General features: G+C 68.1%; 18 protein-coding genes and 1 riboswitch. Of the genes, 3 read left to right on the forward strand and 15 right to left on the reverse strand.

What is annotated here, in order from left to right; genetic code table 11:
• Positions 1-44: 44 nt before the first annotated feature.
• The 4 genes from ACFFJ7_RS19685 to ACFFJ7_RS19700 are packed head-to-tail and all read right to left on the reverse strand — an operon-like array spanning position 45 to position 2,825.
• Positions 45-491, reverse strand: a complete 447-nt coding sequence (locus tag ACFFJ7_RS19685) for an arsenate reductase ArsC (RefSeq protein WP_166955159.1) — start codon at positions 489-491, stop codon at positions 45-47.
• A 1-nt stretch (position 492) separates the two neighbouring features.
• Positions 493-981: a UPF0262 family protein gene (locus tag ACFFJ7_RS19690; protein WP_166955157.1), complete on the reverse strand. Its 489-nt coding sequence runs from the start codon at positions 979-981 to the stop codon at positions 493-495.
• A 55-nt stretch (positions 982-1,036) separates the two neighbouring features.
• The gene (gene hisD / locus ACFFJ7_RS19695; protein WP_377594699.1) at positions 1,037-2,329 is read right to left on the reverse strand and encodes a histidinol dehydrogenase; all 1,293 of its coding nucleotides are present in this window, start codon (positions 2,327-2,329) and stop codon (positions 1,037-1,039) included.
• On the reverse strand, positions 2,313-2,825 hold the full coding sequence (locus tag ACFFJ7_RS19700) for a DUF2948 family protein (RefSeq protein ID WP_377594701.1): 513 nt from the start codon (positions 2,823-2,825) through the stop codon (positions 2,313-2,315). The genes hisD and ACFFJ7_RS19700 overlap by 17 nt, the downstream gene beginning before the upstream one ends.
• 310 nt (positions 2,826-3,135) lie before the next feature.
• On the opposite strand from ACFFJ7_RS19700, the gene ACFFJ7_RS19705 reads away from it, so the two are divergent.
• Entirely contained in the window at positions 3,136-3,543 is a 408-nt protein-coding gene (locus ACFFJ7_RS19705) for a hypothetical protein (RefSeq protein WP_246225406.1), read from the forward strand.
• 132 nt (positions 3,544-3,675) lie between these two features.
• Here ACFFJ7_RS19705 and ACFFJ7_RS19710 read toward each other — a convergent pair whose 3' ends face one another.
• Positions 3,676-4,236: a manganese efflux pump MntP gene (locus ACFFJ7_RS19710; RefSeq protein WP_166955153.1), complete on the reverse strand. Its 561-nt coding sequence runs from the start codon at positions 4,234-4,236 to the stop codon at positions 3,676-3,678.
• 4 nt (positions 4,237-4,240) lie between these two features.
• Positions 4,241-4,407, reverse strand: a riboswitch (yybP-ykoY riboswitch).
• A 148-nt stretch (positions 4,408-4,555) separates the two neighbouring features.
• The gene (locus tag ACFFJ7_RS19715; RefSeq protein WP_377594704.1) at positions 4,556-5,101 is read right to left on the reverse strand and encodes a DUF721 domain-containing protein; all 546 of its coding nucleotides are present in this window, start codon (positions 5,099-5,101) and stop codon (positions 4,556-4,558) included.
• 101 nt (positions 5,102-5,202) lie between these two features.
• Here ACFFJ7_RS19715 and mutY point away from each other — a divergent pair, with 101 nt between their 5' ends.
• Complete coding sequence (gene mutY, locus ACFFJ7_RS19720) at positions 5,203-6,276, forward strand: A/G-specific adenine glycosylase (RefSeq protein WP_377594706.1); 1,074 nt, start codon at positions 5,203-5,205, stop codon at positions 6,274-6,276.
• On the opposite strand, the gene ACFFJ7_RS19725 is transcribed toward mutY, so the two are convergent.
• The 8 genes from ACFFJ7_RS19725 to ACFFJ7_RS19760 all read right to left on the reverse strand — a co-directional run bounded on the left by ACFFJ7_RS19725 (position 6,258) and on the right by ACFFJ7_RS19760 (position 14,207).
• Entirely contained in the window at positions 6,258-7,433 is a 1,176-nt protein-coding gene (locus ACFFJ7_RS19725) for a site-specific DNA-methyltransferase (RefSeq protein WP_377594708.1), read from the reverse strand. The two genes, mutY and ACFFJ7_RS19725, sit on opposite strands and share 19 nt — an antisense overlap.
• A gap of 212 nt (positions 7,434-7,645) precedes the next feature.
• Positions 7,646-8,086: a ribonuclease HI gene (gene rnhA / locus ACFFJ7_RS19730; protein WP_166955145.1), complete on the reverse strand. Its 441-nt coding sequence runs from the start codon at positions 8,084-8,086 to the stop codon at positions 7,646-7,648.
• On the reverse strand, positions 8,083-9,048 hold the full coding sequence (thrB, locus tag ACFFJ7_RS19735) for a homoserine kinase (protein WP_166955143.1): 966 nt from the start codon (positions 9,046-9,048) through the stop codon (positions 8,083-8,085). Before thrB ends, rnhA begins: the two co-directional genes overlap by 4 nt.
• A 15-nt stretch (positions 9,049-9,063) precedes the next feature.
• Entirely contained in the window at positions 9,064-10,059 is a 996-nt protein-coding gene (gene ispH, locus ACFFJ7_RS19740) for a 4-hydroxy-3-methylbut-2-enyl diphosphate reductase (protein WP_377594710.1), read from the reverse strand.
• A gap of 225 nt (positions 10,060-10,284) precedes the next feature.
• Positions 10,285-11,478 carry a GGDEF domain-containing protein gene (locus ACFFJ7_RS19745; protein WP_166955139.1) on the reverse strand — a complete coding sequence of 398 codons (1,194 nt, stop codon included), beginning with the start codon at positions 11,476-11,478 and terminating at the stop codon, positions 10,285-10,287.
• A gap of 278 nt (positions 11,479-11,756) precedes the next feature.
• Positions 11,757-12,359, reverse strand: coding sequence for a GNAT family N-acetyltransferase (locus tag ACFFJ7_RS19750; protein WP_166955137.1), 603 nt, complete (start codon positions 12,357-12,359; stop codon positions 11,757-11,759).
• Positions 12,360-12,591: 232 nt separating this feature from the next.
• Complete coding sequence (locus ACFFJ7_RS19755) at positions 12,592-13,467, reverse strand: prephenate dehydratase (RefSeq protein ID WP_166955135.1); 876 nt, start codon at positions 13,465-13,467, stop codon at positions 12,592-12,594.
• On the reverse strand, positions 13,464-14,207 hold the full coding sequence (locus ACFFJ7_RS19760; RefSeq protein WP_377594714.1) for a 3-deoxy-manno-octulosonate cytidylyltransferase: 744 nt from the start codon (positions 14,205-14,207) through the stop codon (positions 13,464-13,466). Before ACFFJ7_RS19760 ends, ACFFJ7_RS19755 begins: the two co-directional genes overlap by 4 nt.
• Positions 14,208-14,437: 230 nt before the next feature.
• Between ACFFJ7_RS19760 and ACFFJ7_RS19765 the strand changes: the two genes are divergently transcribed.
• Positions 14,438-15,049 carry a c-type cytochrome gene (locus tag ACFFJ7_RS19765; protein ID WP_377594716.1) on the forward strand — a complete coding sequence of 204 codons (612 nt, stop codon included), beginning with the start codon at positions 14,438-14,440 and terminating at the stop codon, positions 15,047-15,049.
• A 176-nt stretch (positions 15,050-15,225) separates the two neighbouring features.
• Here ACFFJ7_RS19765 and ACFFJ7_RS19770 read toward each other — a convergent pair whose 3' ends face one another.
• Positions 15,226-16,533, reverse strand: a complete 1,308-nt coding sequence (locus tag ACFFJ7_RS19770; protein WP_377594718.1) for an NAD(P)/FAD-dependent oxidoreductase — start codon at positions 16,531-16,533, stop codon at positions 15,226-15,228.
• Positions 16,534-16,540 lie beyond the last annotated feature (7 nt).

The raw sequence follows: 16,540 nt of genomic DNA on the forward strand, positions 1-16,540 counted from the left end.
TCGGCGGTCAAGCATATATATAAAGATATGTTTATATCATTGTTTTACTTCTGGCTGCTGAAGCGCTCGACGATACGTTTCCGGAGCCCGTCGCGCACGGAACGGTAGGCATCGAGGCGCTGGTCGCGCGATCCCTGCACGGCGGTGGGATCGAAGGTCGGCCAATACTCCACCGCGGCGGCCATGGTTCGGGTCAGTTCCATCGCCCGGTGATGCGCCTCGGGGGAAAGGGTGACGATGAGATCGAAGCCGGTATCCTCCAGCTCCTCCAGCGACTGGGGGCGGTGGCCGGCAAGGTCGATGCCGATCTCGTCCATGACAGCGACAGTGAAGGGGTCGATCTCGTCCGGCCGCACGCCGGCCGAGGCGACGTAAAGCGAGCGCCCGAAATAGTGGCGGGCGATGCCCTCCGCCATGGGCGAACGCACCGCGTTCAGGGCGCACATGAACAGCACGGACTGGATGCGACGCCCCGCCGTTCCGTCGGCCATGTCAGCCCTTCCAGTGCAAGGCGAACAGCAGCGTGAACAGCCGGCGTGCCGTGTCGAAATCGACGTCGAGCTTGCCCGCCAGCCGTTCGCGCAGCAGCTCCGACGCCTCGTCGTGCATGCCGCGCCGCCCCATGTCGATGGCCTCGATCTGCGACGGCGTGGCCGTGCGAATGGCGGCGTAATAGCTTTCGCAGATAAGCTCGTAGTCCTTGATCACGCGCCGGAACGGCGTCAGCGACAGGAAATGCGAAACGACATGCGCGCCTTCCGCCTCGCGTATCTCCAGCGCCAGCTTGCGGTCGACCAGCGCGATGCGGAGCGCATACGGACCACCCTCGTGGCCGGCGACGGTAAAATGGTTTTCTTCAAGAATATCCCAGATGGCGACGGCGCGCTCGTGCTCCTGATCGGGATTGCCCCGCCCGAGCGAGGCCTCGTCCAGCGTCACGGACACGAGACGGCAGCGCTTGTCATCACCGGCGCTTGTCACGACTTGACCTTTCGGTTTGTGAGTGCCCCATCCCGCCCCGCATCATTTCGTGTTGTCAAAGATTGAGGCGGATGCTGACGGAACGCGCATGCGCCTGCAGGCCCTCCGTCTCGCCCAGTGCGATCGCCGCCGGCCCGACGGCCCGCAGGGCATCCGCCGTGCAATGCAGGATGGAGGTGCGCTTGAGGAAATCGAGCACACCAAGCCCCGACGCGAAGCGGGCGGAACGGGCCGTGGGCAGCACGTGGTTGGGGCCGCCCACATAGTCGCCGACGGCCTCCGGCGTATACTGCCCGAGGAAGATTGCACCCGCGTTGCGTACTGCCCCGGCCAGCGCCTCGGCGTCGTCCGCGACGATTTCGAGATGCTCCGGCGCGATGCGGTCGACGAGGCCGATAGCCTCGCCGAGCGACGGCACCAGAACGATCGCGCCGTAATCCTCCCAGCTCTGGCGGGCGATCTTTTCGCGCGGCAGCGTCACGAGATGGCCCTCGACGGCGGCAGCGACCGCGTCCGCCAGTGCCGCGCTGTCGGTGATGAGGATGGACTGCGCGGCCGTGTCGTGCTCCGCCTGCGCCAGCAGGTCCGCCGCCACCCATTCGGGATTGGCGTTCCTGTCCGCGAGAATCAGCACCTCGGACGGGCCGGCGATCATGTCGATGCCGACGAGGCCGAACACGCGCCGCTTCGCCGCCGCGACAAAGGCATTGCCGGGCCCAACGATCTTGGCGACGGGCGCGATCGTCTGCGTGCCGTGCGCCAGCGCCGCCACAGCCTGCGCGCCGCCGACACGATAGATCTCGTCGACGCCCGCGATGCGCGCCGCCGCCAGCACCAACGGGTTGACGGCGCCGCCCGGCATCGGCACCGCCATGACGATGCGCGGCACGCCGGCCACCTGCGCCGGCACGGCGTTCATCAGCACGGACGAAGGGTAGCTCGCGGTGCCGCCCGGCACATAGAGCCCGACCGATTCGATGGCCGTCCAGCGCCAGCCCGCCGTCACGCCCGCCTCGTCGGTGAAGCGCTCGTCCGCCGGTTTCTGACGCCGGTGATATGTTTCTATCCGCGCACGCGCCACTTCCAGCGCCGCCAGTGCCTCGCGCGGGGAATCGGCGAGCGCGGCGTCGATCTCGTCCTCGCTGACGCGCAGGCGCGCCGGATCGAGCGCAAGCCCGTCGAAACGGGCCGTATAGTCGATCACGGCCCGGTCGCCGCGCGCCGCCACATCGGCGATGATATCGCGGACAACGGCGTCGACATCCTCGGCAACCTCGCGCTTGGCCGCGAGAAGCGCCCGGAAGGCGACTTCGAACCCCTCGTCGCGCGCGTCAAGTCTTACCGGCATCCGATCCTCCGTCATGCTCGCGGCCGCTGCCCTCGCCTTCCGTGTGGGCGGGACGGCCAGCCACCTCCCACATCGGGCCAAGGTCCTTCATTTGCGCCTCTATGCATTCGACATCAAGCCGAATGGCGGCGCCACCGGAGAATTCGAGGACGACGGCACCGGACGGCTTTTCGCCTTCGATGAAGTGGATGGCCAGCAGGTTGAACAGCGAATCGGGCGCGGTGTGTTCCAGGTTGCGGTGACGCACGGCGCGCACTTGGTCGAAGTGCAGCGCCGCCAGGCGGCGGCGCGGCGGCGCGTCTTCGGGCCGCTCCCAGTCGAAACGCTGCAGCGCCAGCACGAAACGGTGCTCGTGGGGCAGGAAGTGCAGGTCCGCACGCCTGACGTGCGCATCCTGCAGATGCGCGGAGATGACGTCGAGGTCATTTTCGTCCAGCGCCAGCAACCGCAGCAGCCGGTCGCCATCCGCCTCGCCGGCCATGTCGTTCTCGCCCATCGTCCCGTATCCATACCCCTAATCTTCTACGATTTATCGGTGACGACAGCCGCAGGCAAGCACGCAAACGATCATGACAGCCGATGAGCGCTCACGTGCCGCAATCCGGCAACGGCGCGGGGCTTCCGTTCCTGCCTTCCGCCAGAGACCGCGCTGCGCCGGCGAAGGGTAATCCCCAGGCGAAGCGAGGTCTTCGCCCCGGAAAGGTCATAATGCGGGCGGAACTTTCACGGCGGAAATGGTATGTAAACTGGTGAATCGGCTGGCACGGATGCACGTAGTCCGGGCGGGACGCCAATAGGGGGATCAATTGAAACGTAGTTCGGCACTGTTGAGCTTTGCCATCGTCGCTGCCCCCCTGCTGTTTGCAGGGGCGGCCGAGGCCCAATATTACCGCGACGACGGACCGCGCGACCGCGGGGAGTTCCGATGGGACGATGGGCCGCCGCCGCCGCGCGGCTATGACCGGAATCGCGACCGCGACTGGGACCGCCGTCCGCCGCCCCCGCCGCCGCCCGGATGGGGCCAACGCCCGCCGCCGCCCGGCTGGCGCCCCGGACCGCCGCCGCCTCCGCCTCCGGGATGGGGCCAGCGCCCGCAGCGCGGCGGCGTGTGCGTGACATCCCGCGGCGCCTGCCCGTCCGGCCCCCTGCGCTCGGGCACGCCCTGCCGCTGCGACATACCGGGCTTCGGCGTCAAGCGCGGCGTGGTGCAATAACGCAGCGGCCTGAGGCGCGAGGCGACAACACGGACTGCCAGAACCGTGGCCGGGCTGAACGGAGATATCCGCCATCGCAGCCCGGTCCGGTTATTCGGACTGTCGGACGAAGAGCATGGCTGTGTGCAGGGATCAGCCCTTCGTCAAGTGATCGAAGAGGATCATCGCCCCGAGACCGAACAGAGCACAGCCGCCCGCTGCCTCGGCAATGCGGCCGAAACGCTGTCCGAGAAAGCGGCCTGCGAGCATTCCAATCGAACTCATCACCATGGTCGCGAAGCCGATGGCGACAGCGATGGCGAGGATGTTCACATTGAGGAAGGCCAACGAAACACCTACCGCCATCGCATCAAGCGACGTGCCAACTGCAGTGACGACGATTGCCCAGAGCGAGTGAGAAGCAGGCGCCGCCTCCTCTTTGCGCGTCGACGCCTGAAAGATCATGTGAAGGCCGACAGCCGCCAGCAGGGCAAAGGCGATCCAATGGTCGACAGCCGCTATGTACTGGCTGGCGGCGACGCCCGCCGCCCAACCGATCAGGGGGGTGAGCGCCTCGACCACGCCGAAAATCGCGCCGGTCCTGATCGCATTGCCGAAACTAGGCCGATGCGATGACGCCCCCTTGCCAACAGAGGCGATGAAAGCATCGATCGACATGGAAATGGCGAGGACGCCGATGGCGACCGGAGACATAAGCAGTTCCCCTGGGCTGATCCGGACGATGGACGGACCCCGCCCGCAGAGTCCCACCGCCACGGTCTTGCAAAGCCCAATCAGGACCGGACACGCCACGCGGAATGCCCCGCGAGTATGTTGACGTGCCTCCGCCATCGCTGGCGATCGCTACTCCCCGATGCGGATCGGGTAGACAAAACGTCAAAGAAAGTCAATAAAAACATATATTTAATATTGCATCTCACTTGCAGGAAGCGTCTTGCAGGAAGCGCAGACTCCGCGCGCATGCGAGGATGAGCGGCGGCAGGCTCGGGCCTCGCGGGAAGGATCCGGCCGCTCAGCCGTTGCCGCGCGCCAGGACGGCCCTGCCCAGCCGTTCCAGGGCCTGGCGCAGGGGATCGTCGGCGACGTTCGCCACCGCGTCGCGCACCATCCGCTCCTGCGCGGGATCGAGCTTCGGTTCGGGCACGGGCGCGACGGTGCGGCGGCGGATCGGGCCCTGCCGCAGCGCGAGCTGGCCGACACAGCGCCAGCCGAAATGCACGTTCACACGCTCCACCACCACGGGGGCCACATGCTGCAGCTCAAGCGCGAAGGCGCCGGTGACGCGCACCACGAGCGTGGCGGGCTGGCTCGCGGCCTCGTCGTATTGCGGCATCTTGCGGTTGGCGCGCCCCCCCGTGCCGCCGGCGCCCCTGCCCCGGCGCGGCCACAGCACCTGTAGCGGTTCCGTGTGGCGGGCAAGCCGCTCGCCGACGATCTCCGGCCACGCAAGGATAACATCGGCGGCGGCGAAGCCCTGCGCGGCCAGAACGGGCTCTATGCAGCGGTCGACCAGCTCGGCAAGCGGCTTCAGCCTGACGGAATGCCTGACGTTCACCATTGATGGCGGTCCATTTCGGGGATATTGCTCCGCGCCCCCTGTCCCGCGCCGGGAGAGAGCGTTAGAAAGTTCATGGTAGAGGGTTGCAGCGCAGAGTCCAGATGATTCCCGCAGATGACATCGCCGGCCACGAGACGGCCGACCCAACGGCGCTGCTCGCGTGGTATGACCGCCACCGGCGCGTGCTGCCGTGGCGCGCGCTGCCGGGCGAGACGGCGGATCCCTACCGGGTGTGGCTCTCCGAAATCATGCTGCAGCAGACCACCGTGCAAACGGTGAAGGGCTATTTCGAGCGCTTTCTCGCGCGCTTCCCCACTGTGGAGGCGCTCGCGGGGACGCCCGTGGAGGCGGTGATGCAGGCGTGGGCCGGGCTCGGCTACTACTCCCGCGCGCGCAACCTGCACGCCTGCGCGCAGGCTGTCGTGGAGCGGCACGGCGGGCGCTTTCCCGCCGACGAGACGGCGCTGCTGGCGCTGCCCGGCATCGGCGCCTACACGGCGGGCGCCGTGGCCGCCATCGCCTTCGACAAGCCCGCCGTCGCGGTGGACGGCAATGTCGAGCGCGTGCTGTCGCGGCTCATGGCGCTGGAAGAGCCCCTGCCGCGCGCCAAGCCGGCAATCCGGGCGCTGGCGCTCGCGCTGATGCCGAAGGCCCGCCCCGGGGATTTCGCACAGGCGCTGATGGACCTCGGCGCCACCATCTGCACGCCGAAAAAACCCGCCTGCGTCCTGTGCCCGTGGTCCCCGCCATGCCGGGCGCGGCGCGAGGGAACGGCGGAGACCTTTCCGCGCAAGGAGCCGAAGAAGACGGGTAACCTGCGCATGGGCGCTGCCTTCGTCGCCGTGCGCGCGGACGACTGCATCCTGCTGCGCGACCGCCCGCCGCGCGGGCTGCTTGGCGGCATGGCGGAAGTGCCGGGCAGCGACTGGTCGGCCGCGTTCGACGCCGGGCAGGCGCTCGCGGCCGCGCCCCTGAACACGCGCTGGCGGCGGCTGCCGGGCAGTGTGCGCCACGTCTTCACGCATTTTCCGCTGGAGCTGACGGTCTATCGCGCCGAGCTGCCCGCACGCACGCCCGCGCCGGAGGGCAGCCGCTGGCGGGCGCGCGCGGAACTGAAGGACGAGGCGTTGCCCACCGTGATGCGCAAGGTGCTGGCTCACGCCGCCATCGAATGACGGGCCCGGTAGTCGCCGCGCAACTCATCGATGGAGACGAGACTGCCGTCGCGCAGCACGTGCCAGAACGTCCAGCCGTTGCATGAGGGATGGCCCTGCACCAGCGCGCCGACCTTGTGGATGGAACCGACGGCCGGGCCGACGACCAGCGTGCCGTCCGCACGCACGGTGGCGGAGTGCTTCTCGTGCGCATCGACAAGCGTCTCGCCGGCCGCGATCAGGCCGGATTCGACCAGCGACAGGAAGGGGATGCGCGGTTCGGTGCGCCGGGAGGGCGCGGCGGAGACGGCCCGCGGGTCGAGCGGCTCCACGGCGGCGATGCGCGCGCGTGCCGCATCGGCATAGGCGGGGTCCCGCTCCAGGCCGACGAAACGGCGGCCGAGCTTCTTCGCCACCGCACCCGTGGTGCCGGTGCCGAAGAAAGGATCGAGCACCACATCGCCGGGATTCGTGGCCGCTATGAGCGCGCGGGCGATCAGCGCCTCCGGCTTCTGGGTGGGGTGGACCTTGCGGCCTCCGGCATCCTTCAGCCGTTCCTCGCCGGTACACAGGGGCAGGAACCAGTCGGACCGCATCTGCGTGTCCTCGTTGCCCGCCTTCAGCGCCTCGTAGTGGAAGGTGTAGTTGCGGGCGTCCATGCCGCGCGCGGCCCAGATCAGCGTCTCGTGCGCGTTCGTGAAGCGCCGGCCGCGGAAGTTGGGCATCGGGTTCGCCTTGCGCCAGACGATATCGTTCAGGATCCAGAAGCCGAGATCCTGCACCGCCGTGCCGACGCGGAAAATGTTGTGATAGGAGCCGATGACGAACAGCGTCGCCGTCTTCTTCATCACGCGCCGGCACTCGGCGAGCCAGGCGCGGGTGAAATCGTCGTATTCGGCGAAACTCGCGAAGCGATCCCAGTCGTCGTCGACGGCATCGACGAGCGAGTTGTCCGGCCGCGTCAACGCACCTTCGAGCTGAAGGTTGTAGGGCGGATCGGCGAAAATGAGATCGACGCTCTCCGACGGCAAGCGCCGCAGGGACTCGACACAATCGCCAAGCACGATCTGATCGATGGGGAGCGGCTGCTCCATCCGATCCGCCGGCGTCTGCCTTCCGGTACGCGAAACTCTGATCCGGGGCAGACCGCCAGCGGCATCGGTACGCGGAATACTCATGACGCCTACCAGTTACGCGACTGACAGGGCGACTATGCGCATCGAGGGTAAAGATGAGGTTGAAGCCGCCACGCGGGAAAACGATGCCGGCGGTAACACCTGTCCCAAATTCGGACACAATCGCCACAAGGCGCCGCCAGAACGACTCAGGGACAAGGGTTTTGCGGCGTTATCAATCGGTTAACCATGTTTCGCGAGTCCGCGAAGCCGCCTCACCGCTTGAACGGCTCCATGCCGGCGCGCGCCAGCGCGTCAACGCGCTCGTTCTCGGGATGGCCGTTGTGGCCGCGCACCCAATGCCAGGCGACGTCGTGGCGGCTGGCGGCCTCGTCCAGCCTGCGCCACAGGTCCTCGTTCTTCACCGGCTTACGGTCGGCGGTCTTCCAGCCGCGTTGTTTCCAGCTCGCGAGCCAGGAGGTGATGCCCTGGCGGACGTATTGCGAATCGGTGTGCAGGTCGACGGTGCAAGGGCGCTTCAGCGCCTCCAGCGCATTGATCGCCGCGAGCAGCTCCATGCGGTTGTTGGTGGTGTGCGCCTCGCCGCCGGAAAGCTCCTTCCCGGTGCCGCGGAACATCAGCAGCACCCCCCAGCCGCCGGGGCCGGGATTGCCGGAACACGCGCCGTCGGTATAGATCGTCACCCGCTCGCTCATCGCATGAGGCCGTAGTCGGCGGCGGAGGTGGCGTGGCGGTGGAAGCCGAGCTTGCGGTCGTACTCCAGCGGATCGAGCGGCTTGACCAGCGCGCCGGGGGGCACGTTCAGCCAGTCGACCAGCCGCGTCAGCAGGAAGCGCAGGCCCGCGCCGCGCGCGAGCACAGGCAGCGCCGCGACCTCGGCCTCGGTCAGCGGCCGCACTTCCTCATAGGCATGCGTCATCGCGTGCCCCTTGGTGATGTTGAAGGAGCCGTCGGGCTCGAAGCACCACGCATTGAGGCAGATGGCGAGATCGTAGGCGAAAGCGTCGTTGCAGGCGAAGTAGAAGTCGATCAGGCCGGACAGCCGCTCGCCCAGAAAGAACACGTTGTTGGGAAAGAGATCGGCATGGATGACGCCCTCAGGCAGGCCGCGCGGCCACGCCGCCTCCAGCGCCGCGAGATCGTCCGCGATACGCGCGCGCAGGCCGGGGCTGACGCTGTCCGCCTGATCGCGCGCCTGCTCGCAGAGCGGCCGCCAGCCCGCCAGCGACAGCGCGTTGGCGCGCCGCAGGGAAAAATCCGCCCCCGCCGCGTGCAGACGCGCCAGCGTACGCCCGAGTTCGGCGCAATGGACGGCCTCCGGCCGGTTGACCGACATGCCGGACAGGAAGGTGACCATCGCCGCCGGCCGGCCGGCGAGCCGCTGCAGCGCCCTGCCCTCACGGTCGCGCACCGGACGCGGACAGGTGATGCCACGCTCGGCCAGATGGTCCATGAGGCCGATGAAGAACGGCAGGTCGGCCTCGTTCACCCGTTTCTCGTACAGGGTGAGAATGTAGAAGCCGCTTTCCGTCTGCAGCAGGAAGTTGGAGTTCTCGACCCCCTCCGCGATGCCTTTGGCGGACAACAGCGCGCCGATATCGTAGCGGGCGACGAACGCGGACAGTTCCGCATCCGAAACATCGGTATAAACGGCCATGGATATATGCTCTGGTCAGACTGTCGCCTGCTCGCGCAGGTCGCGCGGCAGGGGGAAAAACACGCTTTCGTCGGCGGTGGAAACCGTCTCGACGCGCACCTCGAAGCGCAGGGCGAAGGCGTCGATGATCTCCTCGACGAGGATTTCGGGCGCCGAAGCTCCCGCCGTCAGCCCGAGCCGGCGGATGTCGCCGAACAGCGACCAGTCGATGTCCTCCGCCCGCAGGACGAGCCGCGAGACGGGACAGCCCGCCCGCTCCGCCACCTCGCGCAGGCGCTGGGAATTGGAGGAATTGGGCGAGCCCACCACGATCATCGCATCCACCTGCGGCGCGACGCGCTTGACCGCCTCTTGCCGGTTTGTGGTGGCGTAGCAGATGTCTTCCTTGTGCGGGCTGACGATATCGGGAAAGCGCGCCTTCAGCGCCGCGACGATGCCGGCCGTGTCGTCCACAGAAAGCGTCGTCTGCGTGACGTAGGCAAGCTCCTGGTCCGCCGGAGGCGACAGCCGCGCGACGTCCGCTATCGTCTCGATCAGCGAGATCGCGCCCTCCGGCAACTGACCCATGGTGCCGACCACCTCGGGATGGCCGGCATGGCCGACGAGCACGACGTGACGGCTACGCTTGTGGTGCACCTCAGCCTCCCGGTGCACCTTGGTGACGAGCGGACAGGTGGCGTCGATGGCGAAGAAGCGGCGCGTCACGGCCTCACGCGGCACGGACTTCGGCACGCCGTGGGCGGAGAAGATGACGGGCGCCGTCGTATCCGGAATCTCGTCGAGTTCGTCGACGAAGACCGCGCCCTTGCGGCGCAGGCTCTCGACCACGTATTTGTTGTGGACGATCTCGTGGCGCACGTAGACGGGCGGACCATAGAGCGCCAACGCCTTCTCCACCGCATCGATGGCGCGCACCACGCCGGCGCAGAAGCCGCGCGGGGCGCAGATCAGCACATCGAGCGGCGGCTTGTCAGCCGGCGGAAACGAAGCCGGAGAGACGCAGACGGGCATCGGCCTACCTTCCCGGAGCGCCCCTCCGCCCGCCGGTGTCGCCGGCCCGCGGAAACGCGCCCAAAAAAGAATCGCGGAACATCCGCCGGTCGGCCCGGAGCCGCGGATGTTCCAGGGAAGCCGATCTGTGCGGGGATCGGACGCATCTGTCAAGATACAACGGTGGACCGGCGCAGACGGACGGACGTGCCCTGCCGCCCTGCGGCGGCAACCCGGCCACGCAATTCAGCTGGCCTCGAATCGCTCTTGCTCGGTGGTCTCGGTGTAGACGTGCACGCGGTTGCGACCGGCGCGCTTGGCGGCGTAAAGCGCGTTGTCGGCGGCGCGCGTGAGTTCCTCCAGATCGTAACCCACAAGCTGGGACGAGGCGACGCCCACGCTGACGGTGATGTCGCGCGCGGCCTTCCCATCGCCCAGCCGGTAGCCCGACATGCTGCGCCCGATGCGCTCCATCACCTGCACGGCATCCTTCTCCCGCGCCGATTGCAGGATGCAGAGAAACTCCTCGCCGCCGGTGCGGAAGAGACTGTCGGTGGGCCGCAATTTCATCGAGGCGCGCTCGGCGAAGGCGCGCAGGACGTCGTCGCCGACGGCATGGCCGTAGGTATCGTTGATCTGCTTGAAGTAATCGAGATCGATGATGGCGACGCAGAGCGGCGCGCTCGATATCGCGTGCCGGCGCACAATACGCTCCGCATATTTGCCAAGCGCGCGGCGGTTGCCGAGGCCGGTCAGCGGATCGACCAGAATCTGCACCGCCTGCTCGGCCTCCAGCCGCTCCTTGGTCAGGGAAAGCGTGAGATAGGCGATGGCGATGTTCGCGCCGAGCGACACCAGCCGCATCGGCGCCGCCCAGTCGTCGGGCAAGGCCGCCGCGACCGGGTTCCCGGTGTGCAGGGCGCCGGCGAGAAGCACCAGCCCGCGCATGACGAAAATCGCGCTTTTGCCCGCAAGCGCCACGCAAAGCGGCATACGTGACGGCATATATTCACGCCGTCCGCGCGACAGCTCGAAAATCGCCAGCGCACCATAGAGCACGGGCACGGCGGTGGTCGCGACGGTTCGTCCCATAACGAGAAGGTCGCCGCTCGCGACAAGGGAAAAGGCGAGCCAGCCGATGCCGCCCGCCGACGCCTGCAGGATGGATGTCGGCAGCCTCTCGAACAGACGCGCCGCCTGCCACGCCGCGCCATAGCCGAAGAACAGCATGGCGAAGCCAACGTCAACGAAGTGGGGCACACCGATGCCCACGGCGTAGCCCGCCAGCAGATCGAACAGCGCCGCACCCGCGAAGCATATGCCGAGAAACAGCAGCTCGCGATTGGCCCGGCTGTTACGCCACGAGAAAAGCAGCAGCCCCCCGAGCAGCAGGTGCACGACAATGCCGACCGTCCGCAACGTCACGGGATCTAGCTGCATCGGGCGCGGCCTCCGGCGCCAGCACGCCGCGGCAGGACGAATGCCTTGCGGTTCACGACGCAGGGCGAATGCCTGTCGATCAGCCGGCTCCACCTGACATGGGAGGATTCTACGACAGCGCCCATAATCGAATCCGGTTCAAAAGCAGCTTCAGATAAAGTATAGTTTCTAATGATACTACTTTAGCAAATGCATAAGAGCGGATAACACAGCACCCGCCCGGCCAGAACGGGGTATTATCCTTTCACGCGATTTCCAACCTTAAAACTGTCGCCGTGTCAATCCGCTATACGCAGGCGGCCGCGATTATCCTGCGCGGCGAGGGCATCGATGTCGCGCCACACCAGCGCCAGCCGGGGCCGGCCGGCAAGCAGGGCGCCTTCCTCCAGCGCGTGGCGGATGATGGCGGCGCGCCCCTCCACCGCCGCGCCGAGCGCGCGGGCGAAGGCCACGGCCGCGACGTTCACGGCTGAAATCCACACGCCCGTGCAACTGGCGCCGCAGAAGGACAGGCGGCGGGCCAGCGCCGACACCAGCCGGGCGCCGATGCCGCGGAAGCGGAAGCCGTGGCGCACGTAGACCCCCTGAATTTCGGCATCGGCGTGCAGCAGCGGATCCCGCGCCAGCCCGCCCACGCAGAGGCCCACCACCTCGCCGCGATACTCCGCCACCAGCCGCGCGCCGCCGGGGGCCTGCGACCACGCGCCGCGCTCACTCTCCGGCGTTCCCGCGATTTGCGCCGGCAACAGGCCGCAGTTCATCTCGCGCCATACATTGTCATGAAGGCGGGCCATGGCGGGCCCGTCCGCCACCGTCGCAGAGCGGACGATAACCTTTGCCGCCCCCGGCGCCCCGATCGGATCGAACATGTTTTCCAGCATCTGGCATCTCCCCGGGCTTCTCTCCCGTGCGGGACCGCGCCGACGACGCAGCCTCGCACAAATCGCGGGGATAGTGCTTCCCGAGAATGGCCAGAAAGCGGCGAATCGCCGGTAATCCGTAGCGGCGCGTTACACCGGCGCCCCCGGCCCCCGACCGCTCGCGTGCGGGTTTTGCGCAAGCGCCGCAAGGGCTTGACCGTCCATCGACGATCCAGGCGCTCAAGGTACGGTATTATTCGCCCGGCCGCGCCTGAAGGCCGCGCAGCGGATGCGCCGCATAGACGCCCAGGATGTGCGTCTGCCGCGAGAAGAACGCGAGCTCTTCCAGCGCCAGCCGCAGGGAGCGATCTTCCGGATGGCCGTCCACCTCCGCATAGAAGCGGGTGGCGACGAAGCGGCCCTCGACCATGTAGCTTTCGAGCTTCGTCAGGTTGACGCCGTTGGTGGCGAAGCCGCCGAGCGCCTTGTAGAGCGCGGCGGGCACGTTGCGCACCTCGAAGATGAAGCTCGTCACCGTGGGGCCGTTGCCGGCGGGCGCCCATTGCGGCTCGCGCGCCAGCACCACGAAGCGGGTGGTGTTGTCCTTCTCGTCCTCGACATCGCGCGCCAGGGTGACGAGACCGTAGATCTCGCCGGCAAGCGACGGAGCGAGCGATGCCTGCGTCGGGTCGTTCCATTCCGCCACCTGCCGCGCGGAGCCCGCCGTGTCCGACGCCACCACGGCCTTGAGGCCGAGTTCGCGGATGATGCGCCGGCACTGGCCAAGCGCGTGGACGTGGCTGTGGACGGTGGTGATGGTCTGGAGCGTCGCGCCCTTCGGCGCCAGAAGCTGGAAGCGGATAGGCAGGAAGTGCTCGCCGACGATGTAAAGCCCGGAGGCGGGCAGCAGGTGATGGATGTCCGCGACGCGCCCGGCGATGGAGTTCTCGATCGGGATCATGCCGAGCCCGGCCCGCCCCTCCGAAATCGCCGCGAGGGCATCCTCGAACGTGGCGCACGGCAGGGGCTGCCAGTCGGGAAACACCTCGTGGGCGGCGATATGGGAATTGGCCCCCGGCTCGCCCTGATACGAAATGACGCGGGGCTGCTGGTCGAACGTGGCGGTCATGCTTTCTCGGTTCCTGTGAGGATGGCGCGGGCGCGGGCGAGATCGCCGGGCGTGTCGACGCCGAGCGGCACATCATCCACGACGACGATGTCGATGCGCATGCCGTGCTCCAGCGCCCGCAGCTGCTCAAGCTTCTCCCGCTGCTCCAGCGGCGAGGGCGCCAGCGAGACGAAGCGCGCCAGCGCCTCCCGGCGATAGGCATAGAGTCCGATGTGATGCAGCAGCGGCCCCTCCCCCCACGGGGCCGTGGCGCGGGTGAAGTAGAGCGCGCGCAGGCGCCCTCCGCCGAGGTCGCTGCCGACAGCCTTCACCACGCTGGGCGCCGTGCGCTCCTCCTCGCGGGTGATGACGGCCGCGAGCGTGGCGATGTCGACGGCCGGATCGTCGAGCGGCGTGAGCGCGGCGGCGATCACAGCGGGGTCGATGGTCGGCAGGTCGCCCTGCACGTTGACGACGACGTCGTGCCGCCCCTGCGGATCGATGAGGGTGAGCGCCTCGAAGATGCGGTCGGAGCCCGAGGGGTGGTCCGCGCGGGTGAGGACGGCGCGCCCGCCCGCCTGCTCCACCACGGTGGCGATGGCGGGCGAATCAGTTGCCACGACCACCGGCCCGACTGCCGCAGCCTCCGCCCGGCGCAGCACCTGCACGATCATCGGCAAACCGGCGATGTCCGCCAGGGGCTTGTCCGGCAGACGGGTGGCGGCGAGACGCGCGGGAATGATGACGACGGGCGAGGCCATTGCAGGACCGGAACCTTCGAAAAAAGGTGAGTTCCCGCCACGGTTAGCGAAAAAATCCCGGGATGTCACACACGATCTTTCGCGATACCCCGCGATCGTCGGCTTCCCGTTGATTATACGAGTTGCAAAGTACTGGGAAAACCGGTTAATCATCCTCGCTGTGATCGCTCGCATGGGCCGGCATGGTCCTCCCGGGCAGCAGTTTAGGTTTGGACCGGAGCCGCACACCGATGGATTCCTTCGAGCTCAACAAGATCGCCGGCGGAGTGCTCGGCACCCTGCTTTTCACGATGGGCCTTGGCGTTTTATCGGGCATCATCTTCAACCCGGCGATCCCGGTCATCCCCGGCTATGACCTGCCGAGCGGCGCGGATGCGGGCGGCGGCGCTGCGGCACCGGCCGCGGCGAAGGTGGCGCCCATCGCCACGCGGCTGGCGAGCGCCGATCCCGCGCGCGGCGAGAAGGCGGTCGCCAAGTGCAAGGCCTGCCACAACTTCGTGGAAGGCGCGGGCGCCAAGGTGGGCCCGGACCTGTACGACATCGTCAACCGCACCATAGGCGCCGTCGAGGGCTTCGGCTACTCCGCGCCGATGAAGACCCACGCGAGCGCCGGCGACAAGTGGACGTACGACAACCTCGACCACTTCATCACCAATCCCAAGGGCTTCGTGCCGGGCACGATCATGGCCTTCGCCGGTGTGGCGAAGCCGGAAGAGCGCGCCGATATCATCGCCTACCTGCGCACGCTCGCCCACGAGCCCGCGCCGCTGCCGGCGCCCGACGCAGCACCGGCTGAAGGGGCAGCGCCCGCTGAAGGAGCCGCGCCGGCCTCCGGCCAGTAAGGCACGGATGGCCTCCACGGGAAAATCCCGGCGCGGCCGGGGTTTTCTGCGCGGGGCTTCCTGCAGCGGCCCGGAGCATTCCTACCTTTCGCGGAAATGCTCCGTCTTTTCGTTTGAGCAGGATTGCTTTGGGCAGGATTGCTCCGAAAAGTGTTATCCACTTTCCGGGTCGTGCGTCAGAGCTTGTCGAGCAAGCCGAAACCGATCATCGCCGCCGTCAGCAGCGGGCGGCGCAGCCAGCGGCCGCCAGGCAGCTCAGGCACCGGCAGCGCGGCCATCCGGTCGAAACGCTCCGTATCGCCGACAATGGCCTCGGCGATGAGGCGGCCGGTGTAGGGGCCGAGCATCACTCCCTGCCCCGAAAAGCCGGATGCGACGTAAAGCCCGTCCTCCCGCCCGCCTTCCAGCCGGCGCACGAAGGGCAGGCGCGTCGAGGTGACGCCGAGCCGCCCGCCCCAGCCGTGCGTGATCGCCGCTGTCGCGAGTTGGGGATAAAGCGCGAGCATGCGCCGCCGCACGCGCGCGGCGAAATCCGCCGGCAGATCCGCGCCATAGCTTTCCCCACCGCCGAAGATGATGCGGTTGTCGTCCGTGCGGCGGAAATAGTTGACCACGCAGCGCGTGTCCGAAGCGGCGATGGCGCCGGCCAGCACCGTGTCGGCCAGCGCGGGGTCGAGCGGCGCGGTGGCGATCATGAAATTCACCAGTGGCATGACGTGCGCCGCCGTCACCTCCGACAGCGGATCGAGCGAGCCATCGCCCGTCAGCAGCACCGCCCGCGCCCGCACGGCGCCCGCTTCCGTCGCCACGCGCCAGAGATCGCCCTCGCGCGCGACGCGAAGCACCCGCGACTGCTCGTGAAGCCGCGCGCCCGCCGCTTCCGCGAGCCGCGCGAGGCCGCGCGCCAGCGCCAGCGGATCGAGGTGGCCGCCATGGGGATTGAAGACGCCGCCGTGGCAACCGCGCATGTGTGTGTACTTCTCCACCGCGCGCGCATCGAGCACCTCAAGCCCGGCGACACCGTAATGGCGGGCCAGATGCTCGGCATCCTCCGCCAGCGCGCGGAAATGGCGTGTGCGGTGCGCCAGCAGCAGCAGGCCGGGCCGCAGGGCGCAGCCGCCCGCGCCGTCGCCGGCCAGACCGGCAGCGTTGTCGATGTCGGCAGCGATGTCGGCGAGCCACAGACGCGCCTCCTCGGCGATCTGCCATAGCTCGCGCGCCCGCGCCTCGCCCACGCGCGCCTCCAGCCACGCCTGCTCGCGCCGCTGGCCGGGATGCACCTGGCCGCCGTTGACGCCCGATGCGCCGCCGCCGACGCGCGACGCCTCGACGACGCGCACGTCCACGCCCGCTCGCGCCAGCGTGAGAGCCGCGCCGAGACCGGTGAAGCCCGCGCCGACCACGCAGACGTCGGCAAGGATATCGCCCGCGACAGCGGGACGGGGGGCGCGGGCATCGGCCCGCTCCGCGTAAAGATTCGTCAAGGAAGCT

Source organism: Pseudochelatococcus lubricantis (assembly GCF_042432495.1).
Lineage (GTDB): Bacteria > Pseudomonadota > Alphaproteobacteria > Rhizobiales > Beijerinckiaceae > Pseudochelatococcus > Pseudochelatococcus lubricantis.

Bases quoted from the DNA above. Each gene is read 5' to 3' on its own strand.
- ACFFJ7_RS19685 (WP_166955159.1), bottom strand. From the start codon at position 491: ATGGCCGACGGAACGGCGGGGCGTCGCATCCAGTCCGTGCTGTTCATG.
- hisD (WP_377594699.1), bottom strand. From the start codon at position 2,329: ATGCCGGTAAGACTTGACGCGCGCGACGAGGGGTTCGAAGTCGCCTTC.
- ACFFJ7_RS19750 (WP_166955137.1), bottom strand. From the start codon at position 12,359: ATGCTGGAAAACATGTTCGATCCGATCGGGGCGCCGGGGGCGGCAAAG.
- ACFFJ7_RS19715 (WP_377594704.1), bottom strand. From the start codon at position 5,101: ATGGTGAACGTCAGGCATTCCGTCAGGCTGAAGCCGCTTGCCGAGCTG.
- thrB (WP_166955143.1), bottom strand. From the start codon at position 9,048: ATGGCCGTTTATACCGATGTTTCGGATGCGGAACTGTCCGCGTTCGTC.
- ACFFJ7_RS19745 (WP_166955139.1), bottom strand. From the start codon at position 11,478: ATGCAGCTAGATCCCGTGACGTTGCGGACGGTCGGCATTGTCGTGCAC.
- rnhA (WP_166955145.1), bottom strand. From the start codon at position 8,086: ATGAGCGAGCGGGTGACGATCTATACCGACGGCGCGTGTTCCGGCAAT.
- ispH (WP_377594710.1), bottom strand. From the start codon at position 10,059: ATGCCCGTCTGCGTCTCTCCGGCTTCGTTTCCGCCGGCTGACAAGCCG.
- ACFFJ7_RS19700 (WP_377594701.1), bottom strand. From the start codon at position 2,825: ATGGGCGAGAACGACATGGCCGGCGAGGCGGATGGCGACCGGCTGCTG.
- ACFFJ7_RS19710 (WP_166955153.1), bottom strand. From the start codon at position 4,236: ATGTCTCCGGTCGCCATCGGCGTCCTCGCCATTTCCATGTCGATCGAT.
- ACFFJ7_RS19760 (WP_377594714.1), bottom strand. From the start codon at position 14,207: ATGGCCTCGCCCGTCGTCATCATTCCCGCGCGTCTCGCCGCCACCCGT.
- ACFFJ7_RS19725 (WP_377594708.1), bottom strand. From the start codon at position 7,433: ATGAGTATTCCGCGTACCGATGCCGCTGGCGGTCTGCCCCGGATCAGA.
- ACFFJ7_RS19755 (WP_166955135.1), bottom strand. From the start codon at position 13,467: ATGACCGCCACGTTCGACCAGCAGCCCCGCGTCATTTCGTATCAGGGC.
- mutY (WP_377594706.1), top strand. From the start codon at position 5,203: ATGATTCCCGCAGATGACATCGCCGGCCACGAGACGGCCGACCCAACG.
- ACFFJ7_RS19765 (WP_377594716.1), top strand. From the start codon at position 14,438: ATGGATTCCTTCGAGCTCAACAAGATCGCCGGCGGAGTGCTCGGCACC.